Here is a 24825-nt window from a genome sequence, read left to right on the forward strand (position 1 = left end):
TGCCGCCCATGAATCTCCGTCTCCAACAGATCCAACATCAGACCCGCCGCCAGTTCCTGCGCAACGTCGGGCAGTTCAGCCTCGGCGCCATTGCGATGGAGGCGTTGCGAGCGACGCCGCTCGGCGCGGCAACGGCCGGAGCAGCGGAACTCAATCCCTTCGCCGTGCGGCCCCCGCACTTTGCGCCGAAGGTGAAGCGGGTGATCTATCTGCACATGTCGGGCGGTCCGCCGCATCTCGACCTGTTCGACTACAAGCCGGAGCTGGTGAAACGCGACGGCGAGTTCGCGCCCGATGCGTTCGTGAAGGGCAAGAAATTCGCCTTCACCAGCGGCACGCCGAAACTCATGGGCACGCCGCGCACCTTTGCCCAGTACGGCAAGGGTGGTATCTGGATGTCGGATGCGATTCCGCATTTCCAGTCCATCGCGGACGAACTGTGCGTCATCAAGTCGATGAACAGCGATCAGTTCAATCACACGCCCGCCGAGCTGCTGCTGTTCACCGGCTCGCCCCGCGGCGGCCGGCCGTCGATGGGATCATGGGTCACGTACGGACTCGGTTCCGAGAACCAGAATCTGCCGGGCTTTGTCGTCCTGATCAGCAGTGGCACGCAGCCAAGCGCGGGCCAGAGCGCGTGGGGCACGGGTTTTTTGCCGTCAGTGTTTCAGGGCGTGCAGTGCCGCTCGAAGGGCGATCCCGTCCTGTACGTGAGCGATCCGCCCGGCATGGATCGCGCGATGCGTCGCCAGACGCTGGATGCGATGCGGGCGTTGAACGAACTGCAGGCGGCGGAGCTCGGCCACCCCGAGACGGCCACGCGCATCTCGCAGTACGAACTGGCGTTTCGCATGCAGGCGAGCGTGCCAGAGGTCATGGATATTGCCCGCGAGCCGGCGTCGGTGCTCGAGGCCTACGGTGCGAAGCCCGGCGAGGCCAGCTTCGCCAACAACTGCCTGCTCGGCCGGCGGCTGCTGGAGCAGGGCGTGCGGTTCGTCCAGCTGTTCGACTGGGGCTGGGACTTCCACGGCACGAGTCCGCGCGAGGACATTCGCGACGGTCTCACGACGAAGATGGCGCGGACGGACAAACCGGTGACGGCGTTGATTCGCGATTTGCGGCAGCGCGGGCTGCTCGACGACACCCTCGTCGTGTGGGGCGGCGAGTTTGGACGCACGCCGTTCCGCGAAGGTCGCACCTCGGGGAGTGACGTGCTCGGGCGTGACCATTTTCCGGATGCGTTTTCACTTTTTCTCGCCGGCGGCGGCGTGAAGCCGGGCTTCAGCTACGGTCAAACGGATGAGCTCGGCTTCGGCATCGTGGAGAACAAGGTGCACGTGCACGATCTGCAGGCGACCATCCTGCACCTCCTCGGCTTCGATCACACTGCGCTGACCTTCCGCTTCCAGGGCCGCGACTTCCGGCTGACCGATGTGCACGGCCACGTGGTGAAGGATATTCTCGCCTGATCTCGGCCTGCGGCCCAGCGAGTGATACCAATCGCTCTTTGCGTTTGGACTTTAGCCGTGGCTACGAGCGCCAGCGAGTGGCCGAACGACCACTCGCTGGCGCTCGTAGCCACGATCGATCCAGAAGTCCAAAAGCAAGCAGCGATTGGTATGAGGAGTTGAGTGATGAGAGTTGAGAGCTGAGGGACCGGACAGAGCTTTCGCGAAGCACGCACGTTTCGCCGATGGCGTTACCGATCGCTCCCATCAATTTTGACCGCAGATGGCGCGGATGGCTACACGATCTTGTCCAACATTCTCAAATACGCCGCGTAGATCGAGATGACGTGATAGGCGACGGTGCCGGCGACGGCGACGAAGAGGACGGCGGGGTAGAGCAGGGTGGCGAACGCCAGCGCGCGGTTGGCGGCGTCCTGATATTGCGCGGTGAGTTTGTGCAGATTGGCTTCGAGGTGACCGGTGTCCTCGCCGGAGCGATACAGCCCGACGAACTCCGGTGGAAAACACGCCCACGCGCCCAGCTTCCGACCGGGGGCGGCGCCGCCCGCGATGACAGTTTCCATGGCTGCGGCCGCGGCCATCAAGTCCGTTGAGCGCGTGACCAGTCCGGCGGCGGCCCAAGCCTGGCCGATCGGCACACCCGCCTCGAGGAAGTTGGCGAGACCGAAACAAAAATCAGCCAGCGCCTGAAAACGCACGTAGCCGCGCAAACCGGGCAGCAGGCGCGCGAGCCGGCTCAGCACCGGGCTGCCGCGTCGCGCCATAATCCAGAAAATGCCGCCAACGGCCCAAAGTGGAATGATCGTCCGCAGCACGCCGCGGACGTACGCCGTCGTGCTCCACTGGAATCCCTTCTCCCAGTCGATCATTCCCATCACGGGCAGCAGCAGCAGGCCGAAGTGAAGAATGCCGAGTGGATAAAGGCAGGCGAGGGCGAGCCGGAGTTTGGCGGCCCCAATCTCGGCGTGGCGGGCGGACAGGTTGTCCAGCGTCCGTGGCATGCGGCCGGCGCCTGCCGCGGCGGAAAGCGCCAGCACATCCGCGAGCGGCAGCCACGCGCCCGCCGCTCGCAGCGCGTCGTCGGTCGACCCTCCGCGCTCAATCGTCGTCGCCATCTGCTCGAGTCCCGCCGCGGGTGCACCGGTGCCGCGTGAGGCACGGATCGCATCGGCGAGCGGCAGGCCGGCTTCGAGTTGCTGCGCGAGCTGACGATACCAGGCCGAAAGTTTGCGGTGACCGAGGGGCATGGGCGTGGTGGGAGGGAACACGGTTGCCGCGACGATACGACTGCGAAGTGCGGCCGCGCTTTTGCCTTTCCGTCGGGGGGCGAGCCGCAAGACTGCGCGCATGAATGCCCTCAATCGCCGTCAATTCCTCGGTGCCGCCGCGCTCGGAGCCGCAGCCCTATCGCCCTTGCGAGCCGGCGGAGCGGAAACCCCGGCCCCGGCGACGTCGGCCAGGCGCAAGGTGAAGCTCGGCGTGATCGGCTGTGGCTGGTGGGGCATGGTGGACGTCAAGGCTGCGTTCAAGGCCGGTGGCGTTGAGGTGGTCGCGCTGTGCGACATCGACAGCGAGAACCTCGCGAAGAGTGCCGCCGAGGTGGAGCAGTTGCAGGGCTCGAAGCCCAAGACGTACAAGCTGTACGAGGACATGCTCGGCGCGCCGGGCCTCGAGGCGGTCATCATTGCCACGCCGCCGCACTGGCACGCGTTGCAGCTGATCGCCGCGGTTGGACGCGGGCTGGATGTTTACTGCGAGAAGCCGCTGTTCTACGACGTGCGCGAAGGTCGCGCGATGGTCGACGCCGTCGCGAAGAGCGGCCGCATCGTGCAGGTGGGATTCCAGCGGCGGAAAAGCGCGGCGTATCCGGCGGTCCGGCAGTTCATCAACGACGGCCACCTCGGCCGGGTCGTGCAGGCCGAGGCCCAGATTCACTTCACCGCGGGACTGGCGGACCCGACCGCGCAGCCGCCGCCGGCGTCGCTCGACTGGGAGCTGTGGTGCGGTCCGGGCCCGAAAATCCCGTACAGCGCGCAGGTCGGACACCGCAACTGGCGCTTGGAAAAAACCAGCGGACAGGGCCATCTCTTCGACTGGGGCATCCATCTGATCGACGCGACGCGGACGATTCTCGGCGAAACGGCGCCGAAGTGGGTCACGGCGACCGGCGGACTCTACCAGCTCAAGGGACGCATCACGACGCCGGATACGCTGGCGGTGCACTTCGAGTTCGAGCGCTGCCCGGTCACCTGGCGTCACCGGCTGTGGGGCGCGGAGGAGTTCACCCCGGAGACCAACAACGGGATCTTCTTCTATGGCGAGAAGGGCACGGTGTTTGTCGCGGATCAGAAATGGATCTTCACGCCGAAGGGAAAGAGCGCCGAACGCGTGGTGCACGAACCCAAGGCCGACATGGGCACGCTGCACCTGGCGGAGTTCCTGGACTGTGTGCGGCTCCGCAAACCCGCGAGCTGCACCGTGGCCGACGCCCATCTCTCCACGACGGCCGTGAAGCTGGCGATGATCGCCTACGAGACCGGTGCCCGCATTCACTGGGACGCGGCAACCGAGCAGATCACCGGGCAGCCTGAGGCGGCGGCATTGCTGCAGCGCGCCTATCGCGCGCCGTGGCAGCACCCGTACCGGGCATGAGCCGCCTTTCGCGCCGACTCCCGTTTCCGCTGCCGCGCGCGGCCGCGAAGTGGATCCTTGGGCTCAACCTCGCCGTCGGCGCCGTGCTCGGCGGCTGGTTTCTGTTTCAACCCGCCGCGCGCCAGGAAGAGGTGCGGCGGCTCGTGGGCAACGCCTTCGAGCGCGACAAGCGCGTCACGGTCCTCGATGTCGCCTGGGATGTCTGGCAGCTGTACTATGCCGACACCGCCAGCGGGCGGATCGCGACGGGCGACAAGACAATCGTGTATGGCGGCGTGCCGCGCGCCTATACCACCACGGCAGGGGCCGCTTCGCTCCGCGTGTTGGCCAACCAGGCCTACGTTGTGGGATACCACGATGGCCTCGGCAATCCGCTGTGGGCCGCGTACCGGGTGCAGGACATGGACCGTATTCCGACGCCCGCGGCGCGGCCGGAGAAGTTCGAGGTCGACCGCCGCACCGCGGCGCGGATCACCCCCGACGTGTATGCAGGCAGTGGTTACGACCGCGGCCACCTCGCGCCGAACTACGCCATCGCCACGCGGCACGGCAAGGCGGCGCAGCGCGAAACGTTCCTGATGTCGAACGTGTCGCCGCAGCTGCACGCGATGAACGCCGGCGTGTGGCGCGAACTCGAGCAGCGGATCGCGACCAGTTATCCGGCCCGCTATGGCGAGGTGTGGGTGCTGACCGGTCCGGTGTTTGGCGCGCAGCCCCGGCGTCTGCGCGGCAGCGTGGCGGTGCCGGAGGCCTTCTACCTGATCGTGATAGACGAGAACGAAGGCAAACTGCGCACGCTGGCGCTGATTGTGCCGCAGGAGGCGCCGCCGGAGGGATCGCCTGATCGTTACCTGACCAGCATTGCGGAGATTCAACGCCGGACCGGCCTGGATTTTCTCGCGGAGCTTGAGGACGACGCCGAACGCGCGATCGAGGCGCAGCGCGCGACGCGGCTCTGGTAAACCCAGCCGCCGCCCGCACCGGGGGCTGAACTTCGCCGTGGCATTCCCCGGTGGATCGCCGCAGGCTCCGGCCCATTCGAACCCATTATCCAGCAGCCTGCACGTTTCCCGGTCACTGGCCGATCGTGGACGGCGTCATGGAGGTGAAGCCATGAGCCCCTTTCCCACGCTGCGCGCCGTCCTGATTCTGACCATGGGCGGCGTCATGCTGTCCGCACCGGCGCGGGCCGGCATCCTCGATTGGATCTTTCCCAAGCACGACGTGCAGGTGATTGCCGTGACGGATACGACGCCGGTGGGTGCGTTGCGTCGGGCGGTGACGCCGGCGAATCCCGCGTACTACGTCGCGATCAGCGCCGGTTACCGGGACTTCGGCGGCATCATTGCCGGGGAAAAGGTGCCGCCGAAGGAGGAGGTCTTCAAGACCATCGGCAAGGTCCTCGCCAAGCAGGGCTACCTGCCTGCGACCGATCAACATCCGCCGTCGCTGTTGCTGTTCTGGACCTGGGGGACGATGAACACGGACCGGATGTATTCGGGAAATCCGGACGACATGGAGGGGCAGCAGGTGAACCGCCGCCAGCTGCTGCGCTTCATGGGCGCGTACAAGGTGGGTTTGATTTCGAAGGAGCCGGATCCGTTCAACCAGGACATGCTGCAGGGCGTGCTGTTTCGGGACGCGGACCAGGAGATGATATCCAATCTGGCGACCGAGGATCTCTATGTGGCGGCGATCTCCGCGTACGATTACAGTGCGGCAGCTCGGAAAGAGAAGACGCTCCTGTGGACGACGAAGATCAGCTGTCCGTCGCGCGGGCTGGCGATGCGGGAGACGCTGCCGGCGATGCTGGCGCTCGCGGGGCCGCACATCGGGCGGGAGACAGTAAAGCCGGTGTCGCTCAAGGCCACGGAGACCTTCAAGACCGAGGTGAAGATCGGCGACCCGACGGTGGTTGAATACATGGACAAGACGCCGCTGCCCGTGGTCGACATGCCGGCGACACCGAAAGCGGCGCCGGCGGCGAAGCAGCCGAAAAAGAAATAATACCAATCGCTTTTTGCCTTTGGACTTTAGCCGTGGCTACGAGCGCCAGCGAGTGGTCGTTCGGCCACTCGCTGGCGCTCGTAGCCACGATCGATCCAGAGGTCCAAACGCAAGCAGCGATTGGTATAAGGCGTGGCTGGAACGTCGTGAGCCGACGTAAGGGCGCGCCTTGTGCGCGCCCGTGATCGAATCGAAGAAACTGCGACTTCGAATCCTACTTCGCCGCCGCCTCAGCGTGCAGGGCTTTCAGCAAGCGCACGGCCGCATCGACGATCATCTCGCCTGAACCTTCCGCGCAGCGCGCGCTGATCGGCTCGTAGTTGCCCTCGGCGTACGCGCGCTTCGTCGGGATGTAACCGATGCTGCCGTTGGCCAGCTCGGCGATGATCGTGTGCTTGAACGGCGAGGCGGCTTTGATCGCGAGGCCGAGCTCGACAAAAATTTCACCCGGCAGGCCGACCCAGGCGAGATCGCGGCCGAGCGAGATGACCTGCACCTCGACGTCCTGCGGCTGGCCGTTGCGGCCGTAGACGTCGAGCACCTTGAACGCCCAGACCTTTTCCAGAAACGTCGGATCCTTCGGGCTGCCGATGCGCGTGGCAAACGCGCGCGCCTTCTCGACCTCGCCCGGCGCGAGCACGGGCAGGGGCAACGGCACCAGCTCGTGCCGGAACGCGGGCCGTGCGGTCGCGACCGGCTCGAGCCGCGCGTAGGTCTTGAGCACCTCGCCGGCGAGGATGGTGCCGATGCGTGTCGCCTCCACGTGTCCCTTTTGCGGCGCCTTGATCCCGGTGTTGACGTGGTTGATGTCGCCGGCGCAACCGATGGTGAACACCGTCAGCATGTCGGGGGTCGTCACCTGATTCAGGATACGTGCGAGCGTGAATGCGTAGTCGGAGGAGAACTGCATGCCGCCGACGGTATCGAGGTGCATCGCGAAGTTGACGTAGGTCGCGAGCGGTTTCCCGGCGGGGGTTTCGGCGAAGACGACCGGAACGGCCGGGTCGATGGGACCGGTGGGCCGGACGATGTTCGGATTCAGCTTGCCCGGATTCCAGCCGATCGAGCCGTCCTTCATCACGAAGCGCCGGTTGAACGGCAGGCTGGGTTCGCTGCCGACGGCGGCGGAGAGCCGGGCGGGCACGAGCGCGAGTTCGGCCTGCCGCACGGCGGCGGCGATTTTTCCCGGCAGGGCGGCGGTGTAGAGTTTCGCCACTTCGAGATCGCCGCCGTACGCGGCGTTGCGGACCGAGATCCCGTTCATCAGCGGACCGGTGTGGCTGTGCGTGGCGCTGATCATGATCGCCTCCTCCTTCACGCCCGTCGTGCGCGCGATCTGCCGGCGCGCCTCCTCGACGGTGGCGCGCGACACGGTGACGAGGTCGAGGGCGACGAGCGCGGCCTTGACGCCGTCCTGTTCAAACACGAGGGCCTTGGCGTGCAGCGGATCGTGCGTGCCCTCGGCGAGCCGCGTGGCGTAGTAGCCGGCCATGGCGATGCCGTTGGGCGGCGTGATGTCGATCGCCGCGGCGCCGATGCGCAACTCCGCGGCCGGAGCGAGCGAGCAACCAAGGGCGAGGGCGACGCCCAGCAGCGAGAGAAGACGGCGGGGTGAGTGCATGGCTGTTTTGTTGGCAGAAAGGTGCACGCAAGGACACCGCCTTTTCGTGCGCTCGTGAGGTGCGATGGCGGCTGCGTGCGCGGGCGGACGGACGCGTTGGCGCGTGACAGGGCGGAGGGGTCGCGCCGCAACCTGACGCCACTCGCTGGCGCTCGTAGCCACACCCGCAACGGCCGCTCGCTGGCGCTCGTCGCCACGATGATTTTTGCAAGGCAGGGGTGGTCGCGAGGGCGATCCGACATTCGCATCGTCTCCCGCCTGGAAATCGCAACTGTGCGCCTGCTCCCCATGAAATCCCGCTTCCCTGGCTTTTGTCTTCTCGTAATGGCGTGCTGCGCGGCTCCGATGACTGCGGCTGACGTCCCGGTGCCGGCGTACGGCGATGCTGCGCCGCAGCGTTATCATCTCACGAAGCGCGCGAGCGATATCGATTCCCGCGCGCGGGAGCATCCGGCGATCGATTTTCGCTTCACCGACAAGGAGGGCAAGGTGCAGGATTTGCAGCACGCGGTCGTCGACACGCGCGTGGCGCCTCGTGGCCGCCTGGTCGTGTGGCTCATGGGCTACGGTGCACCGCTCTTCGACCGTCTCGGCGACTACGGCTTGCATGCGATTCAAGTGCACTACGCGAACAAGTGGTTCGGGATCATCCCAACCAAGGCGCGCGACGACGGCACCAGCCTCGGTAAGATGCGACTCGAGGCGGCGACGGGACAGGACTTCACGCCGCTGGCGTCGATTCCGCAGCCGGACGGCATGATGGAACGCGCGTATCAGTTCGTGCGCTGGCTGGCGCGCGAGCATCCGCAGGGCAAATGGGAGCAGTTTTTTTCCGCCGATCGCCAGGGCCTGAATTGGGAAAAGGTGATCATCGCGGGCAGCTCGCACGGCGCGACCACGGCAGCGCGGTTCGCCGTGCACCAGCGGGTCGATCGCGTGGTGGCGTTCTGCGGGCCGCGCGATCAGCTCGAGAGCTGGCAGGGGTTTCCCTCGGCCACGCCGTCGAATCGGTTCTTTGGTTTCAGCCACGTGCTCGATGGCGGCTGGACCGGCGATCATTACTGTCGGTCGTGGCAGATGCTCGGATTGCACCAGCACGGTGCGATCGTCGATGTCGACAGCAGCCAGCCGCCTTACGGCAACAGCCGCCGGCTTACGACGCACTTTGACGTCAAGGGCGACGCGAAGCGCGCGCATAGTTCAGTCGTGCCCGGTGGGGCATCAGGCAAGGACGCCAGCGGCAAGTTTCTCCACGAAGCCGTGTGGCGCTATCTGTTCACGCACCCCGTCGAGCAGACCGGGGCAGCCGTGCCGGTTGATCCCGACTGCGGGAAGAAGTGAGCGTCTACGGCCCGGAGGTTTAGACAGAATGGACAGAATGTTCAGAATGCCCTGAGCAGAAACCGGGGCAGCCTGCGCTCCCGCCTCCGACTCATTCTGTGACATTCTGTTAATTCTGTCTCCTCTGCTGCCTTGGGCAGAACGGAGCGAAGCGTGATCAAACGCCGGAGGCTTGCGCTCCGATTTCTGCAACTGAGAATTACTTCAGGCTTTTCACGAAGAGCACCAGCGACTCGACCTGTGAATCCGTGAGCACGCCGGCGAAGCTCGGCATGGCGTACTCGCCCTTTTCGAAGCCGGAGGCGATCTTCGCCGACGGATCGAGAATCGACTCGCGAATGTAGGCTTCGTCGACGGTAACCTTCGTCGTCTTACCGGCCACGAACACAGCGCGCTGGCTGCCGAACAGGCCCTTCCACGGCGGGCCGGATTTCGCCACGATGGGATTGTAGGTGTCCGCGTGGCAGGCGACGCATGCAAACAGCTGCGCGAGCCGCTGGCCTTCCTCGAGGCTGACCGGTCCGCTCGCCTGCGCCACCACCGCGCGGGGCGTCAGGTCGACCTTGAGATCGTCAAAGCCTTCCGCCTTGGGATCGAATTTCGCGAGCTCGTACGGCGTGGTGTAGGCGTTGTCGTCAAACCGTGCGCCAGCCGCGGTCGCGAGCGACCAGCCCACGCGCAGCTGCATGACGGGCTTCATGCCGGGCACGCCGACAAACACGCTGCGGCCATCCTTCGACAGATACGCGCTGCTGGCCGTCAACGCATCCTGGCCCGGCGTGCCGTCGGCCTTGTATTGGGGCGAGCCATACTTGTAGGTGCGCTGATAACTCCAGCTCTGCAGCGAATAGCTCGCGGGGTCGCGCGCCTGTTTCGGATCGAGCGCGACGTCGAAGCGCAGCAACACGCCCTGATCCATTGGCACGACCTCGCTCGGCATCGTGACCGGCGCGCCGGTGTAACGCACGCGCCCCATGCCGGCCGCGGTGTCGATGACGTTGCCCCAGCCGAGAATCTGGAAGCCCGCGATGTAGAGCTGGCCGTCGCTGGGATTCACCGAGCCGTTGAGCGGCGGAAATTCGAACGCCTTCGTGATGCTCACCACGGCGGCCTGCGGCCGCGGCGTGCGGTTGTTCAGCAGCACGCGGAAGACTTCGGGCTTGTTGAAGCCGATGTGCACGAGCCCGTCATTGAGCGGCCCCATCTTCGCGCCGAACAGCCACACTTGGGAGACGGCGGATGAATTGATGGAATGCGGAATCCACGTCAGCGGTTCGGCCGGCGGCGACGGATATTTTTCCTTGGGTTGGAACGGCGCGAGGAAACCGTAGAACAGCCGGTCGCGCACGATGTGCAGCGGCGTCGATGGAATGTACTGACCCTGCTGGTCGCTCGAGGTGACCAGTCCCGTGCGCAGGTTCACGCCGATGTTCGGCTGGCGGAAACCGTAGCCGAGCACCGTGGACGTGCGTCCGTCGGCCGACACCCGCAGCACGCTGCCGTTGTGCTTGCCGAGCGTCGCGGCCTGCTGACCGCCCTTGGCGATGATGAACTCGCCGTTGGGCGCGAGTCGGATCGTGGCCGGAAACTCACGGAGATCGGCGGTCTGGGCGAAGGCGTTTGAAAATAGTTCGTGCACATCGGCCTCGCCGTCGCCGTTCGTGTCGCGCAGCCGCCAGATGCCGTTCTTGTCGAACGCGAAAATTTCCTCGTCGCGCAGCGCGATCGTCATGGGCTCGTGCAGACCGGACGCGAAGCGCCGCCACGTCACCTTGTCCGCGGGATCATTCAGTCCGCGCACGATCCACACGTCGCCGTCGAGCGTGATGGTCACGCCGGTGCCGTCCTTGAAGAACTGGATGTCGCCGGCGCGCACCGCCCGGCGCCAGGGATTGTTTTCCGGAAGCGCGATGTGGTCGACGACGTAGGCGTCCTTGGCGGTCGAGCGTTTGATCGTTGTCGTGACCGTCTGCGGCCATCGCGGCTTCGCCAGGGCCGTGGGCAACGCACGCGTTTTCACGACGGGTGCCGGGCCGCGTTCCGTCAGCGCCACTACGAACGAGATGGTCTGCGTGTGCGCCGGCACGCGCACGGTCCACACGGCGTTTTCCTCGGCGAGTTCGGCGCTGCCAGCGGCATCGACGCCAAGCGTGACGCTGGCGTCGGGGGCCTTGGCGCCGAGCACCAGGCGCAGGGCCTGTGGCGTCGGGCCGACCGTGATATGTCGCTCGATGACGGGCTGACCGCCGTGTTCGGACAGCGTTGTCCATTCGCGGATTTTGGCGCCGCCGGCCGTGTATTCGAAGACGACGCCGCCCTCGACGAGTCGCAGGGCGTCGAGCCGGCCCTGCGTTTCCGCGATCGGGCCGCGGCCGACTTCCTCGGGACTCGGCGCGGGTTCGCGGGGATCGACGAGCGAGAGCGTCGCGCCTGTCTGCCAGCCCGGATAAATGCCGCTGGCGAGCCAGAGTTTTCCGTCGGGCTGGGGCAGGGGGCTCTGACCGCCCGGAGTCTTGCGGCTCACGTCGTGATAGGAGCCGGGCGCGAGTGCCTTCGGCGTGACGCCGGGACCCCGCCACACCGCGGCGATGCGCAGCAGATCGGGATCGAAACACGCCCAGCAATCGCGGCCGAGATTCAGCACGATGCCGCGGGGCGAGAGATTGTCCGCGGGAAACGCCGCACCCGATTTGCGTGCGTCGAGCACCGTCGAGAAGAACGGAAAGTCCGCCTCCACCCAGGGCGTTTCATCGGCCAGCGCGGCTGGTGCCTTCTTCGGTGCGGCGGCGGCGTGGACGGCGGGCAGTGCGGCTCCGCCGAGGAGGGCGAGCGAAAGGACGGTCTGGGCCGCGGGCAACCGGAGGAGGAATCGGAAGGAAGGGGAGCGCATGATGTCGAGGGCGGCGGGGCCGCGGACGCTCCGGGTGCGGAGCGGGCCTCAACAGGTATTCGAAAACCGCCGGTGCGGAAGGAAAAACCCTGCTAACCTTCCGCCGGACGTTGTGCTCCGCGAAAGCTTCGGGCATTGCTCGGACAGCGTCCCTTTACCTCTCATGCGAACCTTTCCCTTCGTTCTTGGCGTGGCGGCGTTTCTGGTCGGTGGCCATAGTCACGCGGCGGTACCGCTCGACCAGCGTCCGGCCAAGCCCGACGAGTGGGGCTACCGGCCGGCGGATGGCGCCACCGTGCCGTTGAATCCGCCGACGTTCACGTGGGTCGCGCCGGCGAACGCCGTCACGTATGCGGTCCAATGGTCGGCCAGCCGTGAGTTTCCCGCCTCCGCCACCACCACGATCGAGGACGTGGTGTGGCCGACGTATACGCACGACGCCGCGGTGGCACCTGGCGCGTATTTCTGGCGGTACCGGTGCACCGACGCGAAGGGTGCGATCTCTGAGTGGAGCGTGGCGCGCCGGGTCGAGGTGCCGGCGACGGCCGCGACGCTGCCGATGCCAACGCGTGCGCAGCAACGGGCCAAGGTTCCCGCCACGCATCCGCGGCTGTTTCTGCGCCCCGAGGAATTGCCGCGGTTGCGCGAACTCGCGGCGGGTCGCGAGGCGAAGGCGTTCGCGGTGCTGAAGAAGGCGGCCGACGCGTACATCAAGGCGGGACCGACGCCCGAACCCGAGCACAAGGGATCGGCGCGGGACAAGAACGACGCCGCGTTGATCAAATACTGGTGGCCCAATCGCGAGCAGACGGAAAAGGCGTGCAACGAGGCGGAGACGATCGCGTTCGTGTATTTACTGACCGGAGACAAGACCTACGGCGAGGCCGCGCGGCGCTGGGTGCTGCATCTGGCGTCGTGGGACCCGAAGGGAAACACCAATTTCACGCTCAACTGCGAGGCGGGCAAACCGCTGCTCTACCGGCCGGCGCGCGCGTACGACTGGGCGTGGGACATGTTCACGCCCGCGGAGCGGACGAAAGTTCAGGCGGCGATGCGCGAGCGCGTGCTCGAGGCATGGAACAGCGGGGAGGTGCAGCGCGGCGTCGGCCACCTGCAGCGCCCCTTCAACAGCCATGGCAATCGCGTGTGGCACAAGATCGCCGAGGCCGGGATCGCGTTCATCGACGAGATTCCGGAGGCGCCGCAGTGGCTCGACTACGCCGTGAACAAATTCTACGCGTGCTATCCCGTGTGGTCGGACGACGACGGCGGCTGGCACGAGGGCGTCAGTTATTGGAGCGGCTACCAGGCCAAGGCCGTGTGGTGGCTGCAGGTGGCACAGTCGGCGCTCGGCATCGACGGCCTGAAGAAACCGTTCTTCGCGCAGGTCGGTGACTACCCGCTGTACATCGCGCCGCCACATTCGCCGAACGCCGGATTCGGCGATCTCTCGTCGCGACCGGTCAGCGCGCCGAGTTTTCTCGAGTATCACTTGCGCGCGCGTTCCGCGAGCGGCGACGGCGGCAACGCGGGCCACTGGCGCTGGTGGGCGCAGGAAAAGGATCTTCGCGAGAACGGCGGCTTTCTCGGTTTCCTCTACCGCGCAAATCTGCCGGCGCTGCCGGCGGCGCGTCCGCCGACGGACCTGCCGCAGTCGAAGGTGTTTCACGGCATCGGCGTGGCGAGTCTGCACACGACGCTCGTCAGCAGCCGCGACGATGTGCACTTCCTTTTCAAGTCGAGTCCGTTCGGCTCGCAGAGCCACGGCCACAACCCGCAGAATTCATTTCTGTTGAACGCCTATGGCGAGGCCCTGCTGGTGGCGAACGGCTACCGCGACCTGCATGGCAGCGCCTTTCACTACAAATTCGTGCACACCACGCGCGCGCAGAACGCGGTGCTCGTCGACGGCGTGGGCCAGACGGAGCACTCGGTCGCGGCCAAGGGCGCCGTCGTGCGCGAAGAGCTGCGGGCGGACTACGATTACATCGCGGGCGACGCGACGCCGGCGTATGGCGGCCGGCTCGTCAAGGCGTGGCGTCACGTCGTGTTCGTGAAAGGCACGCAGCCGTTCGTCGTCATGTACGACGAACTCGTGGCGCCGAAGCCCGCCACGTTCCAGTTCATGCTGCATGGCTTGAAGGAGTTCGCGATCAGTCCGGCGACGTCGCGGCTGCGCGTCGAGCAGCCGCTGGCGGGGCTCGACGTCGCCTATCTGTCGCCGGTGCCGGTGTTGTTCCAGCAGACGGACGGTTTCGAGCCGGCGCCCACGCGGGAATTTCCGAATCACTGGCACGTCGAGGCTGGCACGCGCGAGGCGCGGCGCGCGCTCGGCATGGTGACCGTGCTGATGCCGTATCGCGCGGGCCAGGCGCCCGAATGGAAAGCGAGTCGCGTCGATGAAACGAGCACGACGGCGGTGGAGGTGACAGTCGGCGGACGCCGTTACACATTTCGGTTTCCCCGGCCCGGCACCGAAGAAAAGGTGCGTGTGACGTTGCCGGCGATTTAGGCCACGCGCGATCCGGGCCGGGGCTGCTCGTCCGGTGCGGTGGCGCTCGCTGCGTGCAGACTTGTGCCGCGCACGGGTCCGCCGTTGGATCGCGGGATGAACCCCTCCCTGCGCACGCTGGGCCTGCTGGCCCTTGGTCTGGTCGTCGGTCTCGCTCCGCTCCCCGCAGCGGAGCAGCCGGCGCCGAAGGAATTCTTCGTCTACTTCGGCACGTACACGAAGGCGAAGAGCAAGGGCATCTACCGCGCGCGACTCGACGTGGCGACCGGCCGCCTCTCGCCGGCGGAGCTCGTGGCAGAGACGCGCGATCCGTCGTTCGTGGCCGTGAATCCGAAGGGCACGCATCTCTACACCATCGACGAGGGCAGTGATCCCGTGCGCACGCCGGGCAAGGGCGTGAAGGCCTACGCGATCGACGCGCGCACCGGGGCGCTGACGTTTCTCAACGAACAGAGTCCCGGCGGGCCGGGCCCGTGTCATCTCATCGTCGATCAGTCCGGCCGCTGCGTCCTCGTGGCCAACTACAGCGGTGGCAGCGTCGCGGCGCTGCCCGTTGCCGCCGATGGCCGGCTCGGGCCGGCGCAGTCCGTCATCCAGCACACCGGTTCGAGCGTGAATGCCGCGCGCCAGAAGGCGCCGCATGCGCACGCCATCATGGTGTCGCCGGACAACCGCTTCGCGTTCTCCCCGGATCTCGGCATCGATCGCGTGCTTGTTTACCGTCTCGACGCGGCGAAGGCTTCGCTCACGCCGCATGCGCCGGCCTTTGCCGCCGTGGCGCCGGGCTCCGGGCCGCGGCATCTCGCGTTTCATCCCGGCGGCCGTTTCGCGTATGTGATCAATGAAATGCTCTGCACGATGACGGCCTTCAGTTACGACGCCGCGAAGGGCGAGTTGAAGGAGCTGCAGACGCTCTCGACGCTGCCGCCCGGGGTGTCCGTCCAGAAAGGATACAGCACGGCCGAGGTGATGGCGCATCCCGGCGGCGCGTTTCTCTACGGCTCAAACCGCGGCCACGATTCCATCGTGGTGTACGCGATCGACGCTGCGACCGGGCGTCTGACTTACGTCGCGCACCAACCGACGCAGGGCCGGACGCCGCGGCATTTCGCGATCGATCCGACGGGCGCGTGGCTGCTCGCTGAGAACCAGGATTCGGATACGGTCGCCGTCTTCGGCCTCGATGCGAAGACCGGCCGCCTCACGGCCACCGGCCAGCTGCTCGACGTCCCCGCGCCGGTGAGCGCGACCTTCGTGCGGGTGAAGTGAAATGCAGGTTTGCGACGATCAGGCTCAGGCGGAGCGCCCGCGAATCACGCGAATGACACGAATGGCGGAGCAGGGATAAAAATTGATCAGGCTCTGACTTTTGCGTCATCCGCGTGATTCGCGGGCAACCCTTGACCGGTTCAGGGCCGGATGGTGACTTTGCGGATGACGGGCGGGGTCAGCGGCTGGCTCATGCCGCGGTCCGGGCCCATCGTCGTCGGGACCGCGGCGAGGGCGTCGACCACTTCCATGCCGCGCGTGACTTTCGCGAAGATCACGTAGGCCGGGGGCAGGCGGTAGTCCTGGTGCATGATGAAAAACTGGCTCGTGTTGGTGTTCGGACCGGCGTTGGCCATGGCGACGATGCCGCGCTGGTAGCCCGCCCGATAAAGCGGGGAGTCGGCCTGGATCTCATCGGCGAACTTGCCGCCCCACGCACTCTGGCCGCCACGGCCGTCGCCCATCGGATCGCCGCCCTGAATCATGAAGCCCTTCATGATGCGATGAAACGTCAGGCCGTCGTAATAACCGTGCTCCGCGAGCAGCCGGAAGTTCTCGACCGCCTTGGGCGCGGCGGCGGGGAGGAACTCGATTTCGATCGCGCCTTGGGCGGTATCGATCACGGCGTGGAGCCCGCCGGAACTCTTGGCGCCCGCGGGCACCTTGGGATTCACCACCGGGGCCTCGGCCGCGATCGGCTTTTCGGGGGCACCACAGCCGCCGAGCCACAGGCTGGCGAGAACGAGAGGAAGGGCGGGGAATCGAGCCGGCGAAAAACGCATCTGCCCCATGTTGGGTGGCGTTGGCGAGAGTCAAGGCGGGGAGTCGCCCGCGAATCACGCGAATCGATGCGAATAAAGGGGGGGCAAAACCGTGGCGTGACTCGCTCGGCGACCGACGAGACTGGGGCGCTTCATCGTGGCGGGCGCTGCCATTCGCGTCCGATGCCGGAATGCGCGAACAAACGTCGGTTGTCCCGGCCTGCGCGCCACGCCGCCCGGAGCCGATCCCGTAACTCTCTCACCAGGCGAACGTGCAGGTGCGGCGGCGAACAGAAAAGGAGCCGCCTGCGGTCGTTCATTTTTTGTCACGTTCGGTTGGGCGCTAATACCGCGCGTGCGCCAGCCTACTGCCCAAGCGCGAACACCTGATTCGATTTGATAAACGGCCCCTGCTGACGATTCTTTCCTCATCTCACCCGCTTAGCGGGGAGATTTGGGGTAACCAAGAAAGCAATGCCCGCCGTGTAGGGGTACACGGCGGGCTCTTTTTTGCCCAGGTGACGACGCTCCGATCGCAGCGTCGCAGCCCGAGTCGCGCTGACGACTACACCGGGAGCGCAGGCGCTCGCGGGACACGGCAACGGGGGGTGATTGCGAAGGTCGGTCGCCTGCGGGCTTGGCAGTGCCGGCCGCGCGTGGAAGGGTCGCAGCATGCGAAACGAGTGCGTCACCCCACGCTCCCTTGCCCGCCGCTGCCTTGCCGTCCTCGTGCCACTGCGGGCGCGTGTCACGGGGAGCGTCCTCGGATTGATCGCGCTGCTGGCATTGCCGGCGGTCGTGCATGCGGCGGATCGGCCGCCGAATCTGGTCTTCATTCTCACGGACAATCACGGCGCGTGGACGCTCGGTTGCTACGGCAATCCCGACATTCGCACGCCGCATATCGACCGTCTCGCGGCGGAGGGCGTCCGGTTCACGCGGGCGCTCAGCAGCAATCCCGTGTGCTCGCCGACGCGGGCCACGTTTCTGACCGGGCTCCTGCCGTCGCAGCACGGCGTGCATTCCTTCCTTGATCCGAAGTTCATGATGGGCCCGGAGGCGTACAACACGCTCCGCGAGTTCACTTCCATCGGCGAAGTGCTCCGTGATGCCGGCTACGTCTGCGGGCTGAGCGGCAAGTGGCATCTCGGCGACAATCTCAAGCCTTCGGAGGGCTTCACCTCCTGGATAACAAAGCCGGACGGCAGCACGCAGGAATTCTACCAGCAGCAGGTGATTGAGGACGGGAAAGTCCGCACCGAGGAAGGCTACACGACGGACCTGTGGACGCGGAAGGGCGTCGCTTTCATCGAGCAGAACCAAGCGCGACCGTTCTTCCTGTTCCTGTCGTACAACGGCCCGTACGCGCTCGGGCCGATGATGCTGAAGCGGGCCCGCAACCGGCACGCGGAGTATTATCGCGACAAGGCGTTCAAGAGTTTTCCCGTCGACGCCATGCATCCGTGGCAGCACGCCAACAAGGCCTTTCACAACCAGCAGATCGCGATGGAACGCGTCGCCGCAGAGATCAGCGGCGTCGACGACGGCGTGGGCGAAATCATGGCGACGCTCAAGCGCCTCGGCCTCGACGACAACACCGTCGTGGTCTTCACCGCCGATCAGGGCTGGATGGGCGGCCAGAACGGCATGTGGGGCATGGGTGATCATTTCCGGCCCACCGGCGCGCATGAACTCATGATGCAGATTCCATTGATCGTGCGCCAGCCGGGCCGCGTGACGGCGGGGCGCACGAGCGATGCGCTGGTGAGCAATTACGATTTCATGCCGACGATGCTTGGCCATCTCGGTCTCGGCGCGCGGATGCCGGCGACGCCGCGCTCGCCCGGCCGCGATTTTTCGCCGGTCTTCACGGGCGGGCAGCCGCCGGCGGGTGACAATGTGATCTTCTATGAAATGGAAACCACCCGCGCGGTGCGCACGGAGGAGTGGAAGTACGTCGCGCGGTTTCCCGAAGGCCCCTTTGAGCTCTACGATCTGAAACGCGATCCGATGGAGCGGTTCAACCTTTACGGCCAGCCCGGCACGACGGCGATCCGCGGGGAACTGGCGTCGCGGCTCGACGCCTTCTTTGCCGCGTATGCGGATCCCCAGTACGACGTGTGGAAGGGCGGGCGTTCGAAGGCGAAGCGGCACACGCCCTGAGCGGCCGCGGGCACTCTCCGTGGTTGATTCACGCCCTGAACCGGAAGAGGGTGGGCGCATGCTCTTCTCCGGCTTTCCCCGACGGCGGTCGCGCCTCATGCCCTCGGGCCGGATGCTGGCCCGGCTCGCGGTGATCGGCTTGGTTGCGGCGTCGGCGCCCGTCGCGTGGACGCTCGTGGGGGCTGAAACCCGGGAGGCTGCGTCCGGCGTGGTTGCGTCCGAGGGCTGGCAAACGCTCTTCGACGGCACGAGCTTGGCCGGCTGGAAGCGCACCGAGTTCTACGGCGCGGGGGCCGTGGCGGTGGACAAGGCCTTTGCCGGCGGGGCCGGCGCGATCGTGATCGAGAAGGGGGATTTTCTGACGGGCATCAACCGCGCCGACGCGGTCGATCTCCCGACGATGAACTATGAGATCGCGCTCGACGCGATGCGGGTGGAGGGCGGCGATTTCTTCTGCGGCCTGACGTTTCCCGTCGGCAAGCACGCCTGTAGTTTCATCGTGGGTGGCTGGGGCGGCACGGTCGTCGGGCTTTCCAGCGTCGATCACTCCGATGCCTCCGACAACGACACGACCACGGGCAAGGAGTTCGCGCTGAAGAAGTGGTACCGTATCCGGATTCGGGTGACGGACCAGAAGATCGAGGCGTGGATCGATCAGGAGCAGGTCGTGGACCTCGAAACCATGGGCCGGAAGATCGGCCTGCGCGACACCGAGATCGAGAAATCGCTCCCGCTCGGCATCTCCGCGTATCAGACCCGCGCCGCGATCCGTGACATCCGGCTGAGGAAACTGTAATCGACACCACCCGACGGGCGGAACGTCCCGCGCGCTTTCCCTTTCACCCGTGATCCGTTACGTCGTATTCTTCGCCAGTCTGTTCTGGTTGTCCCTCGTGGGGGCCGCCGATCGCCCGCGGCTGGCGGTGCTGACCGACATCGGCGGCGATCCCGACGATCAGCAGTCGATGATCCGGCTGATGGTGTATGCGAACGAGTTTGAGCTCGAGTTGCTCATCGCCAGCGCCGCCGGCACGCGCGGCGAGCTGAAGGAAGCGATCACTCGTCCCGACCTGATTCACCAGATCGTCGACGCCTACGGTCAGGTGCTGCCGCAGTTGCGGCGTCACGCGGACGGCTGGCCGGACGCCGGCCACCTCAAGGCCCGCATCCTCTCGGGCAATCCGCAGCGCGGTCGCGATCACATCGGCCCCGTGCACGACACCGCCGGGTCACAGGCGCTGATCGCGCGGATCGACGCCGGCACCGCCGGCCGGCCGTTGCATCTTACGATCTGGGGCGGTCAGACCGATTTTGCGCAAGCTCTCTGGCGGGTGAAACACGAGCGCGGCGCGCCGGGGCTCGCGGAGTTCGTCCGCAAGGTGCGGGTCTACGACATCAATGACCAGGATGGCATCGCCGCCTGGCTGCGCGCCGAGTTTCCCGGGCTGACGTACATTCTCGCGCAGGCGCCCGCGGGTCGCGACAAGCGCGACGGCGTTTACCGCGGCATGTATCTCACCGGCGACGTGGCGCTCACGAGCCGGGAATGGATCGACGCCAACGTGCGCAGTCGCGGTCCGCTCGGAGCGTTGTATCCGGTGAAAACCTGGACGGACCCGAATCCGCACGGCTGTCTCAAGGAAGGCGATACGCCGGCGTGGTTCTTCTTCCTGCCCCGAGGCGGCAACGATCCCGCCGATCCGACAAAGCCCGGCTGGGGTGGCGAGTTCGAACGTCAGGCCGACGGCTGGTACCGCGATCGAACGGCGGCGGCGGGCTCCGATCCCCGTGAGGCCGTTAGCCGGTGGCGCGCGGCGTTTCAGCGCGACTTCGCGGAACGGATGAACTGGTGCCTGCCTTGAGGAGACGTCCTGTCGGGGTGCGCCGCTCCAGGGTTTGAGCCTTACCCGACTCGCGACCTCACGTCAGTAATCCCGGAACGGACCGCGGGGCTCGGTCGCGTCCATCGCCTTGCGCCAGGCCGCGAACTTTCCCTGCACCATCTTCAGCACGTCAGGCTTTTCCTTGGAAAGGTCCCGGGTTTCGCCGAGGTCGGTGGCGAGGTCGAAAAGTCCCGTGGTGTTGCGTCCGCCCATGTCGACCCACTTCCAATTGCCGACGCGGGCGGCGCGATGACTGCGTCGTTCCCAGAACATTTCCGTGCGCGGTGATTTCTTCTCGCCACGCAGCACGGGCAGCATGTCAAAGCCGTCGATCGTCACGCCGGCAAGCGGCTGGGCGCCGGTGATGGCCGTGAGCGTCGGCATGATTTCGAGCGAGGTGAGAAACTCGTCCGTGACGACGCCCGCCGGCAGTTTGCCCGGCCACCACGCGATGAACGGCACGCGCAGGCCGCCCTCCCACATGGTGGACTTCTGCCCCTTGAGCGGCGCGTTGCCGCCATTGCCGGAGCCGCCGTTGTCGGACATGAAGAGCACGAGCGTGTTCTTGTCCTGACCCGTTTCGCGGAGCGTCGCCATCAGTTCACCAATCGCGGCGTCCATGCAGGTGACCGCGGCATAGTACGAGGTCAGCCGCTCCTTGGGATCCATGTTCGGGTACTTCGCGATCCACTCGGGCGTCGCCTGGACGCCCACCTTCTCCAGCGTCGACGCGCTGTGCGGGGCGTTGAAGCAGAGATACAGGAAGAAGGGTTGGCGGTTCGACTCGCGGATGAAGCGGAGCGATTCGCGCTTGAAGAGATCGGTCGCGTACGTGCCCTTGTCGGTCTCGGTGCGGGCGTTGTCGCGAAACATCGACGACACGCCGTAGCGTTCGTGGGTGAAGTAATCGATGCCGTTGTTGCCGTGGCCGTAGAAGAAATCGAAGCCGCGTTGCAGCGGCAGATACCGCTTCGCCTGGCCCATGTCCCACTTGCCGACGACCCCGTTGCGATATCCGGCGGGCCGCAGCAGATCGCCCAGGGTGCGTTCCCGCGGATCGAGGCCGAGCGTCATCTCGGGCGACACGGCATACTCATCGCGCGTGAACTTGTGGCCGTAGTTCACCATGTCGTTTCGCACCATGTCGTAGAGGCCGTTGCGCTGGGGAAACCGTCCGGTGAGCACGCTGCCGCGCGACGGGGTGCACGCCGGCCAGGTCACGTAGAAGCTGGTGGCGCGCACGCCCTCGCGCGCGAGGCGATCAAGATGCGGCGTGAGGATCGGCTTGGTCCCGATGATGCCGAGGTCGGGATAGCCCTGATCGTCGGAGACGATGAGGACGATGTTGGGCTTGCCTTCAGCGGCGAGCAGGGCGGAAACGTGGCTCAGGAGTGCCAGCGTGCAACCGACGATGCGCAACAGGATGGGGAAGTGCACGCCGGAAGCCCACAACGCTGCAATGGGAGTGCAATCGTTTTCCTGCGCTCCCGGGTCGACCCGCAAAATGTGTTTCGGCCGCGCCGGCTTTGGCTCACAACTGTCGCCATGATACGTTTCCCCGCCGCCCTGCTTGCGCTCAGCCTTGGTTTGGTCGCGTGCGTCCACGCGGCGGAGCCGGCTGCCCCCGGGCCCGTGTTGTTCAACACGGCGTTCGAGGGCGCGTCGCTCGGCCTGATCGAGAAGATGGGCGAGACGGAGTTCCGGTTGCACGTGAAAGGGCAGCAGGACTCCCGGGGCCGTAACCGGCAGGCGACGTGGTTTTTCTTTCGGGTCGATGACGTCGCGGGACGCGAACTCACGCTCCGCCTGACGTCCTTCAAAGGCGAATACAACGACAAGCCCGCCAACTCGCCCGCCGGGGCTTGGTTCCGTCCCGTGATCAGCGAGGACGGAGTGTCCTGGCGGAATGTTGCGTCCGCGGCGTGGGACGAGAAGCGCGACGAGCTCACGCTCACCGTGCGATCGTCGGGCAACTCGCTTTGGATCGCGCATATTCCGCCGTATCCCGTCGGCCGGCTGCAGGACCTGTTACGTGATCTTTCAAGGCTGCCGCACGTGCGCACCGAGGTCATCGGCCGGTCCGTGCAAGGGCGCGATCTGCCGCTCGTCACCATCACCAACCGCGCGCGGCCCGACGCCGGCAAGCGCGTGGTTTGGCTGCAGGCGCGGCAGCATGCGTGGGAGACGGGCACGTCGTTTGTCATGGAGGGAGCGATGACATTCATCGCGTCGGACGATCCGGCGGCGCGCGCGCTCCGCGACGAGACTATCTTTCTGTTCACGCCGATGCTGAACCCGGACTCGGTGGCGAGCGGCGAGGTACGTTTCAACGCGAATGGCTTCGACCCGAACCGGCACTGGGATGAAGTGGATCTGAAGGACGTGCGGTGGCTCGAGCGCCTGCCGGAAATATGGCACGCGAAGCAGGCGATTCTGGCGCAGCACGCGCGCCAGCCGATCGACGTCATGCTGAATCTCCACAACACCGAGATGAACGAGTATGTGGATACGATGGTCGATGCCGAGCCGCACCAGGCGCGCTTCCATCGTCTGTTCGCCCGCCTGATGACGACCACGACCTTTGATCCCTCGCGGCCCAAGCTCACGTTGTTCGCGGGCAGCGGTCCGGCCAACACCACCAACTCGCTGTGGCGCGAAGCGAGGGTCCCCATCATGCTGATGGAACAACGCATCGGCCCCAGTCAGAAAGCGGGCCGGATCATGACGACGGAAGACCGGCTGGAATTTGGCCGCCAGCTGATCGCGTTGCTGGCTGAAGCCGCGCGCTGAGAACGGTCCGCCGCGGAGTGAAACGGAGTTGTCATTCGAGGGCTGGCCGCGAACCTCGTTGGCTTCACCCCATGACACCGTTTCGCCTTTCCGCGGTGGGCGCCCTCGGGCTCCTCGCCGCACTCACGTCACCGCTGTTGTCGCAGTCGCAGCCCGCGACCACCGCGGCCGAAGCGCGCTGGTACAAAGGCAATCTGCACACGCATTCGCTCTGGAGCGATGGTGACGATTATCCGGAGATGATCGCCGACTGGTACAAACGCCAGGGGTATCACTTCCTCGGCATCTCGGATCACAACGTGATCCAGGCCGGCACGCGCTGGTTCGAGCTGAAGACGCCGGTGTCCATCGGCGGCAACGTCAACCAGCGCGGTGGCGGTCCCGTGCTCGAAAAATACCTGCGGCGTTTCGGCCCCGACTGGGTGCAGACGCGCGAGGTGGACGGCAAACGCAGCGTTCGGTTGAAGCCGTTGGACGAATACCGCGCGCTGCTGGAGGAGCCGAACCGGTTTCTCATGATTCCCAGCGAGGAGATCACCTCCACCTGGAAGCGGCCGAAGACGGCGACCACGCCCGAGCAGTCGGGCCCGGTGCACATCAATGTGACGAATCCGCGGGAGTTCATCGCGCCGGCCGAGGGGGACAACGCCGTCACGGTCATGGACCAGGTCGTCGACGCCGTCGTGGCGCAGCGCGAGAGGACCGGGCAGCCGATGTTCGCGCACATCAACCACCCGAATTTCCGCTGGGGCATCACTGCGGACGAATTGATGCAGGTGAAGCGCGAGCGCTTTTTCGAGGTATACAACGGTCACCCCGGCGTCTTCAACGACGGCGATGCGGCCCATCTCAGCATGGACGCCATGTGGGACGCGATGCTCGCGCGCCGTCTGACCGACCTGAATCTGCCCGTGGTTTACGGCGTGGGTGTCGATGATTCTCATCACTATCACGAGATTGGCCTGGGCAAGAGCAACGCCGGCCGCGGCTGGGTGATGGTGCGGGCGAAGCACCTCACGCCCGAGTCGATCGTCCTCGCGATGGAGGCGGGAGATTTTTATGCCACGTCGGGCGTCGAGTTGAACGACGTGAAGCGCGAAAAGAATCAGTTGAGCGTGGCGATCAAGGCTGAGGCGGGCGTGAAGTACCGCACGCAGTTCATCGGCACGCGCCGCGGGTTTTCGACGAGCACAGAGCCGTTGACTTCGACCGCCAAGGACGCGGCGCGCACGATGCCGCACCGCAAGTACAGCAAGGATGTCGGTGCCGTGCTCGCGGAAGTCGAGGGCGTGGCGGCGAGCTATACGCTGCGCGGCGATGAGCTCTATGTGCGGGCGAAGGTGATTTCATCGAAGCCGAAGGTGAACGGCAGCGTGGCGGGAGAATTCGAGACCGCATGGACGCAGCCGCTGGTGGCCGCGCAGCAGTGAGCGGGGCTCTCGTGTCAATTGAGAGCACAGCGGGCCG

General features: G+C 66.1%; 17 protein-coding genes. 12 read left to right on the forward strand and 5 right to left on the reverse strand.

All coding sequences use genetic code 11. The features are described from left to right. Window positions 1-8 precede the first annotated feature (8 nt). Window positions 9-1469, forward strand: a complete 1461-nt coding sequence (locus ACLJEU_RS12100) for a DUF1501 domain-containing protein (RefSeq protein ID WP_414662997.1) — start codon at window positions 9-11, stop codon at window positions 1467-1469. Between the two features lie 275 nt (window positions 1470-1744). On the opposite strand, the gene ACLJEU_RS12105 is transcribed toward ACLJEU_RS12100, so the two are convergent. Beyond that, complete coding sequence (locus tag ACLJEU_RS12105) at window positions 1745-2716, reverse strand: type II secretion system F family protein (RefSeq protein WP_414662998.1); 972 nt, start codon at window positions 2714-2716, stop codon at window positions 1745-1747. Window positions 2717-2816: 100 nt separating this feature from the next. On the opposite strand from ACLJEU_RS12105, the gene ACLJEU_RS12110 reads away from it, so the two are divergent. The 3 genes from ACLJEU_RS12110 to ACLJEU_RS12120 all read left to right on the forward strand — a co-directional run bounded on the left by ACLJEU_RS12110 (window position 2817) and on the right by ACLJEU_RS12120 (window position 6128). Continuing rightward, on the forward strand, window positions 2817-4121 hold the full coding sequence (locus ACLJEU_RS12110; RefSeq protein ID WP_414662999.1) for a Gfo/Idh/MocA family protein: 1305 nt from the start codon (window positions 2817-2819) through the stop codon (window positions 4119-4121). Beyond that, the gene (locus ACLJEU_RS12115; RefSeq protein WP_414663000.1) at window positions 4118-5083 is read left to right on the forward strand and encodes a DNA/RNA non-specific endonuclease; all 966 of its coding nucleotides are present in this window, start codon (window positions 4118-4120) and stop codon (window positions 5081-5083) included. The genes ACLJEU_RS12110 and ACLJEU_RS12115 overlap by 4 nt, the downstream gene beginning before the upstream one ends. Window positions 5084-5234: 151 nt before the next feature. Further along, window positions 5235-6128 (forward strand): hypothetical protein, encoded by an 894-nt coding sequence (locus ACLJEU_RS12120; RefSeq protein ID WP_414663001.1) that lies wholly within the window; start codon window positions 5235-5237, stop codon window positions 6126-6128. Window positions 6129-6342: 214 nt separating this feature from the next. Here ACLJEU_RS12120 and ACLJEU_RS12125 read toward each other — a convergent pair whose 3' ends face one another. Further along, window positions 6343-7749 (reverse strand): hypothetical protein, encoded by a 1407-nt coding sequence (locus ACLJEU_RS12125; protein WP_414663002.1) that lies wholly within the window; start codon window positions 7747-7749, stop codon window positions 6343-6345. Between the two features lie 324 nt (window positions 7750-8073). Between ACLJEU_RS12125 and ACLJEU_RS12130 the strand changes: the two genes are divergently transcribed. Continuing rightward, complete coding sequence (locus tag ACLJEU_RS12130; RefSeq protein WP_414663129.1) at window positions 8074-9090, forward strand: BPSS1187 family protein; 1017 nt, start codon at window positions 8074-8076, stop codon at window positions 9088-9090. 199 nt (window positions 9091-9289) lie between these two features. Here the strand turns inward: ACLJEU_RS12130 and ACLJEU_RS12135 are convergent, their stop codons facing one another. Next, entirely contained in the window at window positions 9290-11980 is a 2691-nt protein-coding gene (locus ACLJEU_RS12135) for a DUF6797 domain-containing protein (RefSeq protein ID WP_414663003.1), read from the reverse strand. A gap of 163 nt (window positions 11981-12143) precedes the next feature. On the opposite strand from ACLJEU_RS12135, the gene ACLJEU_RS12140 reads away from it, so the two are divergent. After that, window positions 12144-14492 carry a DUF4962 domain-containing protein gene (locus ACLJEU_RS12140; RefSeq protein WP_414663004.1) on the forward strand — a complete coding sequence of 783 codons (2349 nt, stop codon included), beginning with the start codon at window positions 12144-12146 and terminating at the stop codon, window positions 14490-14492. Window positions 14493-14588: 96 nt separating this feature from the next. Continuing rightward, window positions 14589-15761 carry a lactonase family protein gene (locus ACLJEU_RS12145; protein ID WP_414663005.1) on the forward strand — a complete coding sequence of 391 codons (1173 nt, stop codon included), beginning with the start codon at window positions 14589-14591 and terminating at the stop codon, window positions 15759-15761. Between the two features lie 140 nt (window positions 15762-15901). Here ACLJEU_RS12145 and ACLJEU_RS12150 read toward each other — a convergent pair whose 3' ends face one another. Next, window positions 15902-16543: a peptidylprolyl isomerase gene (locus ACLJEU_RS12150; protein WP_414663006.1), complete on the reverse strand. Its 642-nt coding sequence runs from the start codon at window positions 16541-16543 to the stop codon at window positions 15902-15904. A 708-nt stretch (window positions 16544-17251) separates the two neighbouring features. Here ACLJEU_RS12150 and ACLJEU_RS12155 point away from each other — a divergent pair. From ACLJEU_RS12155 to ACLJEU_RS12165, 3 genes are read left to right on the forward strand one after another with little or no spacing between them, the layout of a single operon-like run. Beyond that, window positions 17252-18685, forward strand: a complete 1434-nt coding sequence (locus ACLJEU_RS12155) for a sulfatase family protein (protein ID WP_414663007.1) — start codon at window positions 17252-17254, stop codon at window positions 18683-18685. Between the two features lie 58 nt (window positions 18686-18743). Continuing rightward, complete coding sequence (locus ACLJEU_RS12160; protein WP_414663008.1) at window positions 18744-19481, forward strand: 3-keto-disaccharide hydrolase; 738 nt, start codon at window positions 18744-18746, stop codon at window positions 19479-19481. A 49-nt stretch (window positions 19482-19530) separates the two neighbouring features. Beyond that, window positions 19531-20547 (forward strand): DUF1593 domain-containing protein, encoded by a 1017-nt coding sequence (locus ACLJEU_RS12165; RefSeq protein WP_414663009.1) that lies wholly within the window; start codon window positions 19531-19533, stop codon window positions 20545-20547. Window positions 20548-20610: 63 nt separating this feature from the next. On the opposite strand, the gene ACLJEU_RS12170 is transcribed toward ACLJEU_RS12165, so the two are convergent. Next, entirely contained in the window at window positions 20611-22005 is a 1395-nt protein-coding gene (locus tag ACLJEU_RS12170; RefSeq protein ID WP_414663010.1) for a sulfatase-like hydrolase/transferase, read from the reverse strand. 108 nt (window positions 22006-22113) lie between these two features. On the opposite strand from ACLJEU_RS12170, the gene ACLJEU_RS12175 reads away from it, so the two are divergent. Then, complete coding sequence (locus ACLJEU_RS12175; RefSeq protein WP_414663011.1) at window positions 22114-23358, forward strand: M14-type cytosolic carboxypeptidase; 1245 nt, start codon at window positions 22114-22116, stop codon at window positions 23356-23358. A 71-nt stretch (window positions 23359-23429) separates the two neighbouring features. Then, window positions 23430-24788, forward strand: coding sequence for a PHP domain-containing protein (locus ACLJEU_RS12180; protein WP_414663012.1), 1359 nt, complete (start codon window positions 23430-23432; stop codon window positions 24786-24788). Window positions 24789-24825 lie beyond the last annotated feature (37 nt).

The sequence above is a fragment of the Terrisphaera buseokensis genome (genome assembly GCF_047521145.2).
Taxonomy (GTDB): Bacteria; Verrucomicrobiota; Verrucomicrobiia; order Opitutales; family Opitutaceae; genus ER46.